Source organism: Pseudomonas sp. MH9.2, from assembly GCF_034353875.1.
GTDB lineage: Bacteria > Pseudomonadota > Gammaproteobacteria > Pseudomonadales > Pseudomonadaceae > Aquipseudomonas.
Map to the genome: position 1 here is coordinate 1519706 of NZ_CP133784.1, position 17158 is coordinate 1536863.

The 17158-nt window shown below is 54.4% G+C and carries 11 protein-coding genes and 2 pseudogenes; 4 read left to right on the forward strand and 9 right to left on the reverse strand.

From position 1 onward, the window contains the following. Positions 1-86: 86 nt before the first annotated feature. Entirely contained in the window at positions 87-4712 is a 4626-nt protein-coding gene (locus tag RHM55_RS07015) for an NEL-type E3 ubiquitin ligase domain-containing protein (protein ID WP_322180536.1), read from the reverse strand. A gap of 243 nt (positions 4713-4955) precedes the next feature. Here RHM55_RS07015 and RHM55_RS07020 point away from each other — a divergent pair, with 243 nt between their 5' ends. Further along, positions 4956-5534 (forward strand): DUF4337 domain-containing protein, encoded by a 579-nt coding sequence (locus RHM55_RS07020; RefSeq protein ID WP_322180538.1) that lies wholly within the window; start codon positions 4956-4958, stop codon positions 5532-5534. 121 nt (positions 5535-5655) lie between these two features. Here the strand turns inward: RHM55_RS07020 and RHM55_RS07025 are convergent, their stop codons facing one another. The 8 genes and pseudogenes from RHM55_RS07025 to RHM55_RS07045 all read right to left on the reverse strand — a co-directional run bounded on the left by RHM55_RS07025 (position 5656) and on the right by RHM55_RS07045 (position 12357). Further along, positions 5656-5892, reverse strand: coding sequence for a hypothetical protein (locus tag RHM55_RS07025; protein ID WP_322180540.1), 237 nt, complete (start codon positions 5890-5892; stop codon positions 5656-5658). A gap of 727 nt (positions 5893-6619) precedes the next feature. Continuing rightward, positions 6620-7042, reverse strand: coding sequence for a hypothetical protein (locus RHM55_RS07030; RefSeq protein ID WP_322180541.1), 423 nt, complete (start codon positions 7040-7042; stop codon positions 6620-6622). A 351-nt stretch (positions 7043-7393) separates the two neighbouring features. Further along, positions 7394-7513: pseudogene (locus RHM55_RS25855) on the reverse strand (hypothetical protein); the annotation flags it as partial. A gap of 234 nt (positions 7514-7747) precedes the next feature. Beyond that, positions 7748-7918: a lysis system o-spanin lipoprotein Rz1 gene (rz1, locus tag RHM55_RS25860; RefSeq protein WP_416152013.1), complete on the reverse strand. Its 171-nt coding sequence runs from the start codon at positions 7916-7918 to the stop codon at positions 7748-7750. Next, positions 7893-8003, reverse strand: coding sequence for a lysis system i-spanin subunit Rz (locus tag RHM55_RS25865; protein WP_416152014.1), 111 nt, complete (start codon positions 8001-8003; stop codon positions 7893-7895). Before RHM55_RS25865 ends, rz1 begins: the two co-directional genes overlap by 26 nt. Beyond that, on the reverse strand, positions 8000-8326 hold the full coding sequence (locus RHM55_RS07035) for a hypothetical protein (protein ID WP_322180543.1): 327 nt from the start codon (positions 8324-8326) through the stop codon (positions 8000-8002). The genes RHM55_RS25865 and RHM55_RS07035 overlap by 4 nt, the downstream gene beginning before the upstream one ends. 55 nt (positions 8327-8381) lie before the next feature. Further along, the gene (locus tag RHM55_RS07040) at positions 8382-9464 is read right to left on the reverse strand and encodes an HD domain-containing phosphohydrolase (protein WP_322180545.1); all 1083 of its coding nucleotides are present in this window, start codon (positions 9462-9464) and stop codon (positions 8382-8384) included. Beyond that, positions 9454-12357 carry an ATP-binding protein gene (locus tag RHM55_RS07045; RefSeq protein ID WP_322180548.1) on the reverse strand — a complete coding sequence of 968 codons (2904 nt, stop codon included), beginning with the start codon at positions 12355-12357 and terminating at the stop codon, positions 9454-9456. Before RHM55_RS07045 ends, RHM55_RS07040 begins: the two co-directional genes overlap by 11 nt. A 1979-nt stretch (positions 12358-14336) precedes the next feature. On the opposite strand from RHM55_RS07045, the gene RHM55_RS07050 reads away from it, so the two are divergent. The 3 genes and pseudogenes from RHM55_RS07050 (at position 14337) to RHM55_RS07060 (ending at position 16601) form a co-directional block, all read left to right on the forward strand. Next, on the forward strand, positions 14337-15875 hold the full coding sequence (locus tag RHM55_RS07050; protein WP_322180550.1) for a cryptochrome/photolyase family protein: 1539 nt from the start codon (positions 14337-14339) through the stop codon (positions 15873-15875). Continuing rightward, the gene (locus RHM55_RS07055) at positions 15872-16012 is read left to right on the forward strand and encodes a DUF2256 domain-containing protein (protein WP_322180552.1); all 141 of its coding nucleotides are present in this window, start codon (positions 15872-15874) and stop codon (positions 16010-16012) included. Before RHM55_RS07050 ends, RHM55_RS07055 begins: the two co-directional genes overlap by 4 nt. A 118-nt stretch (positions 16013-16130) precedes the next feature. Further along, positions 16131-16601 (forward strand): annotated as a pseudogene (locus tag RHM55_RS07060) (hemerythrin domain-containing protein). Positions 16602-17158 lie beyond the last annotated feature (557 nt).

Consider the following 17158-nt stretch of genomic DNA (forward strand, 5'->3'; position numbering starts at 1 on the left):
AGCGAGGGCTCACACCCGACACTTCCCGACAGCCGAAGGCACTTTGGCTGCCGGGCAGTCTGCGGGAGACGATCAAATGACCGTGATCAAATGCCTTCCAACGTCCACCGCTCCAGCAAGGTCAACTCGCTCAACACGCGCCGCTCTTCTTCCTCTCGCTCCTGGCGCAAGGCATTCACCTGATTGAGATACTCACCCTCCATTGCCGGGGGTGCCGCTGTGAGGTCTTCGAGTCGGAGATCGAAAGCCGCCAGTCGTTCCTCGAACCGAGCCGCATAGTGCTGGTGCAAGTAATCGCTCCAGAAGCGCTTCTGGATCATCGAGTCAACGTACTCAAGCGCCTGTTCACGCTGCAAAACGGTGCCTTCGGCGCTGATGATCGCATCCTCGCTCACCCCCGCTATCCGCCGATAATTCATGCCGTGGGGCTGTGCAGGCAAACCCAGCCGGTCAGCCAGATCCGTTCGATAAGCCAAACGTACCTCGGCTTCATCGACGAGCAATCTCATGCTCTTCCTGGTGGCGATATCTTTCTCGGCGATTGCTTCGACGGCCTCGAGACGAAACAGACTCTTACCCAGCTTGAACAAAACACCGCCTTTGCCTTCCTCGGGCACGTTCAACAGGGCATTTCGGCTGTAGACCTCCACCTGAACATCGCTGAACAGCAAGCGCGCACCGTCTGTGCAGGTTTCACAACCTTGTGCAGCTCGCGCATTCAGAGTGCCTCGCAACTCAGCGTCTTCTGCCGCAGCCTCCAGCACCCCAAGTACTTCAATGGTCAGTTCTTCACGGACCCGGTTGAAATCCTCGCTGCCTCGCAATTGTTGAATCAGCGATAGCAGGTCGGGGGCATCGTTGGTCTCCTCAACCCGTTGCCACGCGAGCTCGATTCGGCTGTTCAGTGAATCACTTCCCGGCACTTGCCAGAGATGCACACCCTCCGCGGCCTGCGGATCTGGAGTCGGTGGCTCCGAGTCTGAAGATTCAGGAGCGGAGAATAGATCGTCCGAAGCCTCAGACTCCGAGGGCGACGAGCGACGTGAGTGAAGCGCCCTGATGTCGTCCGGATAATCCGCAAGCAACGAATATCGCTGATTCCAGCCACTGTCATTGACCCATGCGGTCTGCAGATCGTCATGGGAAATCGGATTCCCGTAGGCCCTGACAGTCAAATGTTGGTTGCTGTGGCGTTGGTTCTGCAAAATATGATCGGGTAAATGCACGATCTGGTTATCGGATATGTCGAGTTCCTGCAGTGGAATGTCCTCGACCCACTGCGGCCATTCGGTCAACCCCATCGACTCAAGGGCTAACACGTCCAGTCTCAATCCGCTGCTACCGGCAAAGCTGCCCAATGTATTGCCCGACAGATCCAGCGTCAGCAACCGAGGCATAGCAACGAATATATCCATGGCCTGCTGATTGATCACCATGTCCTGACAAGCTATGGACACATAATTCAGTTGGGCGAACCCGGTCAGCCCCGCAGGCACACGTGAAAGCCCGCCGTTAGTAATAGACAGCTCTTTTAGCCCTGTAAATTTGCTCAAGAACACATCGAACTGCTCGGCATCAGCCGTCACATTGCTTAGGATGATTTCTTCGATTTTGCTGTAGTAATCCGGCAGATCCGGCAGATCGGAGAGGTCAGGCAAGGTAACGGAATCGAGACTAAACGTAGTGCGCGGCTCTGGCATGACGGCTATCACATGCTCGCTGTAGCGCCAGGCACGAGAAAGTTCGTCTGCGATTCGCCCTCTTGTTTGACGTTCCAGCGCAGTCAGCAGCGGATTGGACTCCGAAATATCGACCCAGCCGTCCAGCGCATTGCGCAAAGTGCCAAATGCTTGAATCTGCTCATTCAAACGCGCGCTGACCCGCGCTACATCTCGGCCGGCCAACCGGTCGACGTGGCCCGCATCAGCGCTTTCAGGATAAAACGTGCGCAGTCTTTCGCTGAGCGCCTCTGCGCTCTCTTGCTGGTACACAACAGCCGCTGCCATCGCCCCACGTCCACTCAACAGGTAGCCGATTCGGCTATTGGATAGACGGGACGGCACAGTGAAGCTCTGTTTGGCGCGCGATTGGCCGAGAACCCTGGCCGCGTGATCACGTTGACCCATGGCGACTGCGGCCAAACGCTCTCTGAACTGGCTGACGTTCCAGACGCCGGACACGCCAATCGACTCGCGGGCCGAGTCCGGCAACGCCTGCATGACCGCCGTAAAAAAATCAGCAGGCGCGTGTAGCTCGTTGCCCTCGCTGTCATGAGCCTGATAAGTCTTGCCACGCTTGACCAGCGTTTTAACCTGCGATGCCGTCGGGCTGCCGACACGATTAAGCAACTCGCCGCCCGTCGAGCCATGTCGGACCTCGATCATCAGGTCTGTCGGCCAGCCCGGCAGTTTTTCAAGCGAGACCAGCGCGAGCTTTAGGGTGTCTGGGTGCGCACTGCCCGAGGCAAGGAAAAAACCTTCATAGGCACGGTTCAGTTGTGTTTCCCGTACATAAACACGGGCTTGTCCCGCCAGTCGCGAAGGAATGCGTTGCTGCCCGGTCATCTGCGCAATTTCGGTCGCATTAGCCTCGACAATGATCTCCTTGGCGGCTGCCGTTGTAATGCTCGGAAAGTCCCGTTTGATCACATTGATGAGCGGATCGGCGGAGGCCTCGCTAGCCTGATACTGCGCGTTGAATATTGCGGGCAAGTCCTCGTGCGCACCGGACTGCACCAACTCTTGGTCCAGTCGAAACCGTTTTATGGTGTCCGCCAACTGTGGTGTCGGGGCCTGGTTTCCCAGGTGGATCCTGCGCAGCAGCGTTTCATCGGTCCCTGTGAGTGCCAGAATGTGCTCGGCTGTTTTTTCGGAAAAGGAATCTACCGAATACCCCAACCGCTTGAATAACGTGTTGATCTGCCAGCTGTGCGGGCTTTCGCCCTCGACCCGCCATGCGCCTGCGCCGTTATGTTCAAGGAGGGGCGAATACGTTTCGACATAGACCGGGGGCTTGAGCCGCCAGGTGTTGATCGCCGGATCAAGCGCTATCCGATAGAGTTTGTCGTTCAATGGCAGGTAGTCCTTGCCCTCAAGCGTGATGCGCCCTTCGGCATCCGCCGCGACCCAATCAGGCAGCAGTACGTCAGACTCAAACGGCTTGAGGTCAACCTTCCACAGACGGCTCTGACCATTGGCCAGTTTTACTTCGATCAGCGTGTCGATAAAGGCCGAACCTTCAACGGCCGGCACGTGGGACGCCCCGCTCGCCCCCAACGCAACGATCAAGGCGGCATTGCTTGCCACACCAAAAAGGTGCGCCAGCGCTTCCTCGACTTCCGCATGATTCCAGGCCTCGACACCTTCGAATAACTCGTTGAACAGCTGCGCGCCGGCGACCACCATCATGATTTCGCCCACACCCGGAACGAAAAAGGCCGCGAGATTCAGGACACTCAAACCAATGCTCAGAAACTCATCGTAGAAGGCCAGGCTGCTCTTGAAATCCTCATCGTCGGTGCGCACCACCAAGTAGCGCGCATCATCGAGCACTTGTTGCAGTTGCTGACGGTAAAGGGTCAAGAACAGGTTACCCACCAACGGCGTTTCGCCGAAGCTCAGGGTGGCATTTTTATCCAGCGTTTGCGTCCAGATGGCACTTGGACTGGGGAACATTCTCTTGATCAAGGACGTGCCAACTGCGCCCTTCTGCAGAACAGGGTCTGGGGTGAAGACGCGGTAAGGCAGCGAAGGGAAAAGACGTGTGTTCAGGGCTTTGAAAAAAGCTGGCCGCTGCCGTTGAGTGATAAAACGACTGAAGAACTGCTGATAATCCGCTGACCCCAAACGCTCGGTCAGCGCCTTGGCGAAATCAGCAGTTGAGGCGTACTCCTTCAACGGGTGCAGGGGGTCTCCCGGGATATACGCCACGCAGGGCAACGCCTTTCCATCCTCATGGCTTCGATCCGCGCTGATCACCACTATTTTATGGATCGGCGTCTCGAACAGGGTCAATCGTACGACACTCGGCAGTGACGCCTCCGAGCGCTGAGCGGCCACCTGCAACATCATCTGATGGGCGCTTTCGCTGATATCCCCTTTGATGCGCGCGACAGTGATTTCAACCGATAGCGCATCCCGCTCACTGACCAGGAACAGCGCTCGACGATTAGCACGTACCGCCACAGGGTTTTCATCCAGCCCGGTGTAGGGCTGAAATACCGAATCGAGGTGATCCTGATAGAGTTGCCCCAGGTTCAGATTGCGACAGGCACGGGCGAACTGTTCAGGGGTAATAGGCAGACGCTCTCCAGAGTGCTCATTGAGGAATACGCCAGAGCCTGTTTTGAAGGCGCCGTCTTTACCCTCGTGCGCTTCGAAGTTTTGCAGCGCAGCTTCGAGCAGACTGCTGCTGGATGTTCTGTAGTCGACGTTGAGGTTAAAGAATATCGCGGTGCGCACATCGACTTTCACGTTGAACCAGTCTTGCAACGCCTTGGTCAACAAAGGCTCGGCGAATGTGTCAATGCTCTGCAGTTCCTCAAGCACCTCGGCGACCCGCGTTCTCGAAAAACTACTGACTGCCATTTGCACCCGCAGGGTTTCACGTAGCGTGGGGTCTGCCTCTTTTAGCCAGGCGGGGGTATTGCTCTTGATGAAATGGAGGTTGGGTTGAACTGGATTTTTAGCGTTTGAACGAGGTGAAACAGTCATAAAACACAACCTGCTGGCATGAATAGGACTGACCACGTTATGCATTCGAAAGGTTTAACTGAGGTACACAATTAGCACCGACGAAATCAGCCCTTCTGTTTTGCATAACCGTGTGGGAATTGGCTAAACGCAGAGGGTGTGCTCTGGGTCGAAAAAATAGTGCCCGGCACGTCGAGAAATAGCGCCTTCGATGATGACTACCTTTACACTTCACCACTTATCCACTCCCAAAGACCAACGTCCATGTCTGAAGACTTCGAAGTCCCCAGTCCGCACGAACATCACCTGAAACACGTCAACGAACACGCCCATGCCAGCGGCGACAATTTCGCGGGCAAGATAGCGGTGATGACGGCGATTATGGCGACCCTCGGCGCATTGCTCAGCTATCAGGCCGGCTCCACGGAGAGCGAAGCGGCCATGGACAAAAACAACGCCGCGATCAAGAAAACCGAAGCGTCCAACCTGTGGAATTACTACCAGGCTAAATCCAGCCGGCAAAACCTCTCTGAACTGGCGATCCATATCCCCGGCCTCGATGCCGCGCATTACACCGCCGAAGCCCTGCGCTATAAAAATGAGAAAGAAATCGTGCGCAAGAACGCCGAGGCCCTCGAAACAGAGGCTCGAGAGTGGGATGAAAAGTCAGAGTTGGCACTGCATCAGCATCACCGCTGGGCGCAGGCGATGACTGCGATTCAGATCGCTATTTCGCTGGCGGCGATTACCTTGTTGACGCGCAAGGAGTGGCTCAAAAAGGTGGCGTACAGCGCAGTGGGTGTCAGTGTCGTGCTGGGCACACTGGCGTGGTTCCATATTTAAGTCGGACCAGAGTCCCTTCTTATCGTCGGCCACGGCAAAGGCCGATTCAATCATCGAGCCGTCCACCCCGCCAGCAAGAACAGCTGCTGGCGGCATGAGCCCTGTCATCAAACGTTCGGTTTCAGCGACCAAGCCAAGTGAACGCGAGATCAATACCGTGTCGCAAGGCCTCGCCGAAGGTGCGCCACTCGCCCATTTCCTCGCCGAGCTTTACCCTGTCATTGCCAGCCTTGAGCCAAATAGTAATTCCGATAGGCGCCATACTTTTTGGATCTCCCCAAATGAAGTCAATCTTTGCTTGCTCTCCGTTCGGATGGATATAGTCCACGGGATAAGGTCTTTCCACAACCAAATGCATGGCAATCTCCTTGAGCCGGCCCCGCGCCGGAATACACAAATAGACCATGAATTGAAATCACGCCACTCCGCGAAGTCCCCCTCTGCCCCATAAAAACAAGGTCCCCCCCCAAAAAACCGGGGCCAGAGTAGTGGAGCTTGTCGATTAATTTTCCGATGCATGTGACGCCCTATCCCCCTACGTCATTTCCAGGCGCTTTCTTATACCTGTCGCGCCCGGGAGCGTTGATGGCCCTGCGCGGCAGCGAGGTCGACCCGCGACAGCGAAACGCCCGAACCTGTCGGATACACGTCGATGAAAACGTCCGGGAAAAGCTCCCGACCAAAGCCACACGGGAAATTTTATTGAACGATCGGGCTCTGCATGCACTCGAAAAAGTCAGACCACTTACGGCGGCGCGCTCTGATGATGCGCTTGCGCCGGAGGGGACGGGTGAAAGATCAGAGCACTATGTCCGTTCCAAAACAGGACCTGAAACAGGCTGTGTGAAAACGACTGCGCTCGGCATGAAGCACCGCGGTGGTACGTGCCAAGCACCCATAGCCTTGGAGGGTCCGGAACACATAGGGTTTATGCACCATGTGCGGATTAGCTGGAGTATTAGGAAATGGGGATATAGGGGCTTTGCGGGGCAATAAACACCCCTGAAACCCCCTGAAAAAACCTCATTTGGTACAGAAAGTGGTACGAGCATGCTCGGGTTTTAGTTGTTTTCAAGTTTTAAATCTCATCCGTAGCGGCGCCCCAGAGCAGCCTTGAGATACCGGTGGAGCACGTTGGTTTTCTGCTCGCACATACTGATCAGTGTAGCGGCATCGTCATGCTGAAAATTGCGGAGATGATCCTTGTAAACATCCCCGAACTTTTCCCTGGGGAGCTGCTCCTCCATACCTTCGTCATCATCCTGGTCGTTTTCATAGGGTTCGCTCTCGACCATGTATTGACCGGCATACATCATCGCCACCAGATCCAGAGCCTGGTGATGACTGAGTTTATTGAGCGAATCCCGGAGCGCCTTTTCTTCTGGGCTAGGGTCTCCGAGGATGCTTTCTAATATTTGATCTCGGGTTTGATCCTGAGGGATCGCCGCTAGTCGTGCTTCCGACAAAATTATGATTTCGCGAACTGTTGCATCGGACAGATGTTGCATCACGGCTCCTAGCGTTCAAGATGAATGGCGAATAATACACCGCGCACGGCGCCTTGCTCCCTTTCCATGTCTTGGCTGGACGACAAAACCAGCTGCAAAATATTCCAAAAATTATTCCGGGCTGGGCAGCCTGCGATTCTGCGCAGGTTGACAGATTGGCAGATCAGCAATGACTTTAGGTTGGCAAAGGGCTGAATCAGCAATAATGGGATTCGGTCCGAACAACCAGCTTTACACTAGGTGTAAAGACGTAAAGATCGACTGGCAGGGAACCTGCACGGGCTACATGCTAATTTTTACGACCTACAATGTAGGCGCGAAAAATTAGCATGCAATTGCAGGAGTTGAGCCCTACTGACAAGCGCTTACCGCCGCCACCAACTCCTTTTCATAGCTAATATGCTGTCGACGCTCAGCCAGCAGTGCCCTCACCTTCTGCTCGAGACTTTCGGACTTATTCAGGTTGCATGCCAAGCAAAGGCTTGGCCTCCCCGGCGCCCTGCCGACCGAACACAATCCCTTCCTTTAACATCAGTCCGCCCAACATGCGATTCTGCGCAGGTTGACAGATAGGCGAATCAGCAATGAGGTCTGGTTGACAGATTCCAAAATTAGCAATAACTGGATTCGATCAGAGCGTCCGGATTTGCGCCCTCAGCGAAGTCGATCAGCGACACACATTCATCACATACGACTGCAGCGCCTTCAAGGCCGCTTGGTCGGCAATGATCCCGGCCCGGATGGAAAGAACAGTTGATCCAGAAGCTGGAGAGAGTTCGACGGTTCCTGCATCACCCATGCCGGAGCTGATGGCGGTGCCGGGCACGTTGCCACCAACGGCACGACAACTTCACGCGATGCGCAGCCGGCGAGCACCAGAGGCAATATCAGCGCGCAGCTTGTCATTTTCAGAGAGTGCTTTCGTTTTTTCCTCTGTGGCTTTCTGATCGAGAGCGGTCAGGGCCTGCTCGGCGGATTGCTGTTACCGATCATATCCCGCACTGAGATCTTCTTGATCAAAGGAGCTCCGCCAGCCCCACTCTTCTTCGCCTTGGGCTTTTTGAGGTTGCCGGGCATTTGAACTTCGCCTTCATAGGTGACAGCCGCCCTCTCGACGACTGTGGCGCGCACCATTTTCATCCGCTCGGACACAGACTCCGCTTTGATGAACTGTGGGCCTATGAACTCGCAGAATGCTACGAATACACGCAAGGGCTCTTCGTAGTTGAAGAAGCTGCTGAGAAAATGGTAGGTCCTCACAGACTTGGCGAGGAGGTAAGCCACAGAGGCGAGAGAACATTACACGCCGAATGCCATTTAGGTTGAGTCGTGGGCGATCCTAGAATGGTGATTTTATCGACGCAGACTCATCACCCAAGTGTTGCTGTAACGCATCTACCTGATCGAACAGCCCCTTGAATACTTCCAATAGCTCAGGGTCAAAGTGTCGGCCGGACTGCTCACACATATAGGATTGGGCCCGTTCCTTGGTCCAGGCTTGCTTGTAAGGTCGCTGCGAACGCAGGGCGTCGTAGACATCACAGATAGCGACGATGCGTGCCGCCAGCGGAATGGCCTCGCCTTTGAGCCCGTGCGGGTAGCCGCTACCGTCCCACTTTTCATGGTGGTACAAAGCAATTTCGGCGGCCAACTCGGTCAGCGGCGACACCTGCTCATCACGCAGGATTTCGTAACCGATACGTGCGTGTTCATTCATAACCACACGTTCTGCGGCGGTCAGTACTCCAGGCTTGCCAAGGATCGCGTCAGCAATGCCGATTTTACCGACATCGTGCATGGGCGCAGCCAAGCGTAATTGTTCTACCCATTCAGGCGGGTGGTCCATGGCGGTGGCAATCAATGCCGCCGATTCACCGATGCGCAGTACATGATTGCCCGTCTCGTTGTCTTTATAGGCTGCGGCCCGCGACAGGCTGCGGATCAGGGCTTGAAAGCTGCGGTTTAGTTGCGCCGTGCGTTCCTTTACCAGGTCCTCGAGTTGGTCACGCTCCTGATGCATGTTTTGGCTGGCCAGACTCAACTGCAAACTGTTGCGCACCCGCAAGACGAGATCGGACAGATCAACAGGCTTACTGATGTAGTCTTGAGCACCCATTTCTAGGCCCTTGCGCCGATCTTCGGCGCGGCTCAGGGCCGAGATGATAATCACGGGGGAGCGGCTCCGATCACGCGGCTCCAATTGCTGCAGAATGTCGAACCCGTTGGGTGTTGGCATGTCCAGATCCAGCAACAGGAGGTCCCATGGGTTCTCCTGCAGCCAGACGAGGCCTGCGGCCGAGTCACTGAATGTCTTGACGTGTACAAGGCTGAAGGTTTTCAAGCTGGATTCGAGCAGACGTAGATTGGAGGCCACATCATCGATAACCACTACACGCGAAAAGCGCAGTTCGTCAGATAACATCAACAGGTACCTCTGATAACAGTTCGCGCACCAGGGCGCGTAGTTCGTCCAGGTCCACCGGTTTGCTTAGCGTTCCCTGGCAATCCAGGGCCAGCAAATGCGCGATATCCGGGGCAGCGCTGAGGAGTACTATCGGCAGGTTGCGGGTGGAGGGGTGTGCTCGTAGCTGATTCAGCAGTGCAGCTCCATCCATATCTGGTAGATGTAAGTCAAGCAACATCAGTGCTGGCGGCTCGTCAAGAACTCGTTGTAGCGCTAGGTAGCCAGTGCCGACGACATGGACTTGGGCTAAATCAGCCAATGCCTTGCGCACCAGAAACTGGCTTGCCGAGTCGTCTTCTACATAGAGCAGATGAGGTAAGTTGACCTTAGTCAGTTGCGGTTCTGGACGCGATCCAGCAACTGGCAGGGCCACCCGGCCAAGCAGCGCTAATTCGATCCAGAAACGGCTGCCGATACCTGGCTCGCTGTGGAGGCCCATACGGCCCTGCATCCGCTGGGCAAATTCGCGGCACAGTGACAAGCCGATACCGGTGCCCGGGATCGCCGTGTTTTCACGGCCCAGGCGCTGGAAGGGTTCGAACAGTTTCTCTTGCAGGTGCGCATCGATACCGAGGCCGTTATCTTCGACCATCAAACGGACACAGCCGCCAGTCACTTGATAACTGAGGGTCACATGGCCTTCTGGCCTGTTGTATTTAATGGCATTGGATAAAAGATTGATCAGTACCTGACGCAATCGGTGCGGGTCGGCGCGGACCCGTAGCGGCTCATCCGGTAGAACAAGGTGGAACTGCAAGTGCTGTTCCTGCGCTTCGCCCCGGGTCAACTCGGCGCATTCGCTCATCAGGCTGCCGATGTCCACTGCTTGCAGGTCAAGGTGCACTTGGTGAGTCTGGATGCTCGACCAGTCAAGAATATCGCCCACCAAGTGATTGAGGTGTCGGCTAGCCAACAGAATTTCGTCCAGATAGTCCGTATCCTCGGTCTGCTCCAAGGCCTTACGCTTCATGGTCATTAGCTGAGCAAACCCCTGAATGGCGTTCAGCGGGGTACGCAGTTCATGACTCATGCTTGAAATAAAGCGCGACTTGGCCTCGCTTGCGGACTGCGCTTGCAGGGTAGCGTCGCGCAGCTGAGCTTCGATTTGCTTGAGTTCGTCAATATCCACATGAGTGCCGGCAATGAGGCTGGCCATCCCGCTGCTGGAATCATGCTCCAGCACTCGGCCACGGCTTAGCAGCCAGTGATAGCAACCGGAGGCATCGGAGAAGCGAAACTCCGACTTGTAAATATCATCATACCCATCGCGCACCTGTTCATAGGCCAGTCGGATGGACAACTGATCGTCGACATGCACACGCTGGAGAAACTGTTCATGGCTCAGTTCGGTATCTGGAAGGCCGAAACGTTGACAAAAATGCCTGCTCAGGGTGACACGACCGCTAATGAAACTATGCTCCCAAAGACCTTCAGTGGCGCTCTCAAGTACCAGATCGAGGCGCTGTTGGGCGATTGCCCGCGACTGTGCGCTTTGCTCCAGTTGCTCGCCCAATGCCGTGGCATGCCCGGCCATCTCGTTCAACTCGTAAATATGCGAACTGACTTGCACGGGCTGCCTCTGTCCTTGGCCTATCCCGCTCATCATCTGCGAAATTTTCGTGATGGGCGCTCGCAGTTCGCCGCTCAGTCGCAGAGCGCGCGTCCACATAAAGGCGAAAAATAGCAGATAGAACACAATCAGACCGGCAATCATCAAGTAACCAAGCTGCTGGTAGCGACCCGCCAATGCATTGGTTTGTTTGAAAATATCGGCCTCGTCGACCACTGTCAGCAGGCGCCAGCCCGTTTGTTTGATGGTGGTCCAGGCCACCCAGTTCACCCGCTCACCAAGAATGATCGATTGAATACCCTCTGGTTGGGCGGCAATGATCTTGGCCAGCTCGCGGGTTTCATTACGAGTACGTAGATTGAAGTCTTCTGGCTTGAACAGCTCGCTACGGATAGCCTCATCGTAGGAGTGATCGGTCAGTTCATCGAGCCCAAAATCGGCCTCTCCAGATTTGGGCATGGCCATGATCCGCAGATCATTACTGACCAGCATGGCATAACCACTCCATGGCACGGACAACTGCTCGATCTGCCGCAGGATGCTCCCCACCGTGATGTCCATCCCACTGACGCCTTCAAGGAAGTCGCCTCGGTAGACAGGGGCAATGGCCGACATCATCCACCCCTGTCCCGCCGGATCAAGGTACACATCGGTCCAGGCCACCTTACGCGCAGGGTTATGGCTCGCATCAGCCAGGTAGTAGAAGTTGTAGTCGGGGATCACCATGTCATGGGGGTACTGGTCCTGCGTACTGAACCATGGGTAGATATAGTTGAGGCTGTCCCAACTGTTGAAATACACACTGGCAACAAGCGGTTGGCCCTCCTTGAGCTGCTTCATCAGCGGGGCAAGGCTCGCCAGCCGAGCCACTTTCGCCAGATCCTGACGCGCGGGCAGCGTGCCGTTAGCGTAGAACACCGCAGCTGCACCGAGGTCTTTGGGGCTATAACGAACGCCATCGACCGTCAGCATCAATGCTTCGGCCGTGCCGACAGGTTCATCTTGCAAGGCTTTTGCGGTGAGGTTGCGGTAGAGATCTGTGAGAGCGCCCAGATTCGTCAACTGCTCATCGATGATGCGTCCCTCATGCTTGGCCGAGTACTGCAGATCGGTCAGGGCGTTCTCCCGCAAATAATCGATTTGCGCCTCGCGAATGGCACCGTTGGTCAGCAGGTACACGGCAATCAGCACCGTTTCTACCAACAGCAGGGGTATTAGGGCGCTTTTTGCAAAAGCTCCCCAGATCCACCGACGCAGGCTTATGAGGTTTGTTGCTGGCAAGGTACAGAACTCCATTGGATAGCCATTGAACAGAACCGTCATTGATATGATAGTAAAAATATTTATATTGCCATTAGACCGTCATCGCGCCATTTTTAATGACAATCTGCATGCTCCGCTCAAAGCTCTATTGCCTACCACCTTCTGCGCACGCTGTACAGCGTGCCTGGACCTGTACTGCCTATAAAGCAGGACCCAGCTTTTCTTACCAACTGGCGCCACTCAACATCGCTTATAAGCCTCTCTAGTTCCATCTTGTCTGCAACCTTCAACAACTCGTGGTATTGCTGCTCAGCGCTCATCCAGGCGGCCGGGTGTTCAAGGATTCGCCCCCATGACGCCAGCGCCCGCGCTCTCAACTCATCCTGCACATAGACCCCTTTTTGGGAATGATGTCACATTGACACTACACCTAAAAAAACCCAATCACTTATAGTCATCGCGACCAGAAACGCGCTACCTACAGAAGAACCCAGCAAAACTAAGCCGCTGTATAGCGGTGCCACCGTCAGCCATCGTAATTCACACCAGCTTGATCTGAGCTGCTGAAAGAGAAGTTTTTATACAGTGATGGCATTTTGACGTCAATTTTTTTGTGTCAGGCCTTGTTACACGCCGCACTGCGGATGCACAGGCGCCGATAGCCACTGTCGTGAATCGCTTACCTGATCAACCCGTGTTCGACTGCGGCATTTTTAGCCTCAGCAAAAAATACTGCAGATTGTGGGTGCCTCCGACAGTTGGACGACTTTCGATCACTGACCGCCCCGCCCCTACATTCAACAGGCCTAACACCGTATGAGCCCACAAACTCATAGCTACCTAGATCCAAAAAATCAGCGGGAGTAAATGTGGGAGTAATTTTCCAGGCATGAAAAAGCCTAACCTTTTCAGATTGGGCCAACCCCTTGAGTTATATGGTCGGGACGGAGTGATTCGAACACTCGACCCCTAGCACCCCATGCTGGGGACGGTAGCGAGCTAACCTATTGAATTAAAACGGATACCACCCCTTTTAAGGGTGGCAAAACATCCGTTTTTTTGTGCTTATGCAAACGTAAACTCGTGGCCTGCAGCGGAGGTTTTGCGCACCTATTCTTCAGGCTTCTAGCCGACCGGACACCGCGCAACTATTGATTGGCGGCTATGGTTACGACTCATATGTGTTCATGCCCAGGAGAAGATCATGACGAAATCTGGCGGAACAAAGAGTGGATCGGGAGGAAAAGGAACGGGAAGCGCGCCGAAGAGCGCTCCGGTTCCAAATCTGCCCAGCACAACAGGGAATAAATCTGGTGGCGGACGTGGGAATGCACCGCCGAAAGGTAAGTAGGTGCATCATTTCGGCGCCTTCGCGAAAGGCGCCGAAATTGTTTGAGCCACCATCATGTCAAGGTGACTTCTATTAAAGCCTATCCTATTGAATGTAAAAGAAAATATCTACTTTATTAGCTACCAAAAAAGCCCCAATACACACTATAAGAATCAATAACTTAGCGTTGTATTTTCATACAGTAGTAGCCCCTACTCCGGCGTCCTGCCGACCGAACACAATCCCCACCAAACACACCAACTGCTGTGCTGTTCACTCCACCGAGGAACACCAATGCCGAACTCTGACCTGCTCCCGCCCCTGCTCTCAAACTCTACGAAAACCAACTAGCCTTGAGGCTCCATCATTATGGCGTTGATCGATTAGGGCGAGAAGGTGACCTTCGCTCAAGATCGAGAAAGCATCTAGGGACTTTCCATCAGCGTTGGCGATCCTGATCCATCGCAATAAAACCGTTTGGAGCTAGCGGCTTGCGCATCCAATCTGAAAAGACCGCTGGCGTTTTCCAGCAAAGGCGATATAAAAAACTTGTACATTATTTTTTATTTGTACAATAATTCGCAACTTCCCTTCTCACAATACGTTCTGTGGATTAAAGCTAGGAAGTCCCTGGGCCTTTACGCTCACCTCAACTGGATTCTGTTTGATGAATACGACTCGCCAGCTATGCCTCGTCTTGGGCGACCAATTATCTTTCGACCTTGCCTCACTGCAGGGTCTGGATAAGGAGAGCGATACGGTGCTCATGGTCGAGGTGATGGAAGAAGCTAGCCATGTCCCACATCATCCGCAAAAAATCACCCTGATCTTCAGTGCTATGCGCCATTTCGCCGAGGCTCTGCAGCAGCGTGGAATCCGAGTTCAATACGTCACCCTTGATGATCAGCAAAATAGCGGATCGGTGCCGAGCGAGTTACGCCGCTGGCAGGCACTCCTACAGCCAGATGAGCTACACATGACTGAATGCGGCGACTGGCGTTTGGAGCAATCAATCAAGGACTGCGGCTTAGCGATCGAATGGCATTCCGATACTCGCTTTCTCTGCACGCGCACCGAGTTCTCTAACTGGGCGAAAGGCAAAAAGCAGCTGCGCATGGAATTCTTTTACAGAGAGATGCGGCGCAAGAGCAGGTTATTACTCAATGGCGACGGCAGTCCGGTCGGGGGCGCTTGGAACTTTGATACAGAAAACCGCAAGGCATTACCAAGGGGAGTTAGGCCGCCTTCGCCTGCCCGCTTCACGCCCGACGCAATCACCCAGGATGTGCTTGCGTTGGTGGCAAGACACTTCACCAGCCACTATGGCACCCTCGACACGTTCGACTACCCGGTAACCCATGCGGAAGCTCAGGCCCTATGGGATTACTTCCTCGACTGGGGCATGGCAGCTTTCGGCGACTATCAAGACGCCATGGCCAGCGACGAGCCCTTTCTGTTTCATGCCCGTATAAGCGCTGCACTCAATATTGGCCTACTGGATCTTCGTCAGCTTTGCAGCGATGTGGAGTCAGCGTACTGGTCGGGCAGCATTGCACTCAATGCTGCCGAAGGCTTTATTCGCCAACTAATCGGCTGGCGGGAATATGTCCGGGGCGTCTACTGGCTGAAGATGCCTGACTACGCCAATGGCAATGTGTTCGGTAACACAAGGTCGCTTCCAGAGTTCTACTGGACAGGCGAGACCAAGATGAATTGCATGCGCCAAGCTATCAGCCAAAGCCTCGAGCATGCCTATGCTCACCATATCCAACGGCTGATGGTGACCGGCAATTTCGCCCTGCTCGCGGGCATCATACCGAGTCAAATATGCGAGTGGTATCTGGCGATCTACATGGACGCCTTCGACTGGGTGGAGCTACCCAACACACTGGGCATGGTCATGCACGCCGATGGCGGTTACCTGGGCTCTAAGCCTTACTGTGCGAGTGGCCAGTACATCAAGCGGATGTCTGACTATTGCCGTGGCTGCGCTTACAAGGTGAGCGAAAGCACCACTGACGACGCTTGCCCCTTCAACTCGCTCTATTGGCACTTCCTGATGCGTCACGGCGACCGTCTGCGCGGCAACCAACGCATGAGCATGATTTATAAAAACCTCGACCGGATGCCTGAATTCAAACAGCAGGCGCTTTGGCAACGTGGCCAGTCATTGCTCGCCAAATTAGATGGAGATGAGTCATTTTGAAAAAGAGTGAACTCCCAGTCAAAACTTGCGTGATCTGCGGCCTCCCCTTCACGTGGCGGAAGAAATGGGCTCGCTGCTGGAAGGAAGTGTGCTACTGCTCGGAACGTTGCCGACGTAGTAAATGTCTAATGTATTGATAGTAAAGCTGATTGCTTAAATTTTTGATTGGCACAGCTAATGCATTTCTACCTAGGAAACAAAGCAGTGACGGCGACGACCGTCCCACGTCCTTCCGTGATAGCAGAGGCACGCAAAATGAACGCGATCGACCTTTTAAAAGCTGACCACGTACGAGTAAAGGACATCCTCGCCCAATTGAGCGAGTCGACTGATCGGTCCCAAAAAAAACGTACTGACCTGCCTGGTAGCCAAGCTCGAAATGGAAATCACCATCCACACCGAGCTGGAAGAAGAGATCTTATATCCCGCCTTCAAGGAAGCAGGTGGTAAGGAACAGGAGGAAATGTATTACGAGGCCAAGGAAGAACACCGCACTGTCGACTCTCTGGTACTTCCCGACCTCAAAGCGACAGACCTGAGTTTGCGGGTCGCACAAAGTTCGTTAAGGAGTTGATTGAGCATCACATTGAGGAGGAGGAAACCGAGATGTTTCCTCAGGCGAAAAAGCTGCTCGGCAAAGCGACATTGGATGCGCTGGGCGAGCAAATGGAAGCGATGAAAGCCGAATACAAGAAAGCTCTCGGCACGCCGAATAATGCCGCTTAACAGGCCAGCGTACAGCCCGGCCCAGCGCCGGGCTTTTTCGTATCCACGACATCCTTTTCACAAAATACTCACAGACTTTAGCGCAGATTGAGCGGTCAAAAAGGACTTGGCACCATTGGCCCAGAAACTGGCCCAACCTCTCCGGCGTCCTGTCGACCGAACACAATCTCAATCACGCGGCTTGCAATACCACGACTGCGCATAAAGAAAGCAGTCGATCTCTTCCACGCTACTCAGTGCGAAATTGCACTCCACTTGATTCCCGTGTTTGCATTTGATCTGACCAACGATTGCTTCGGATTTGACCAACACGCTTCGTAGCCATGATCGGTACAAAACTGCCGATCGGTTCCGATTCAGACAATTGCGCATGCCAACCTCCAGAATAGGCTGCGGAAGTAATATGTAACGTTCCCAAATCCGGAGTAATGCCTTCAGCGATCTACCCGGCAAAGGAACCGCGGCAATCGTATTGCCGTCCCTCAGCCTCAGCTAAGTTTCGCTAAGTATCTTCTCCCCTGCGCAAGTTCAGCGCCGCTCAGGAGAGGCTACCCGCA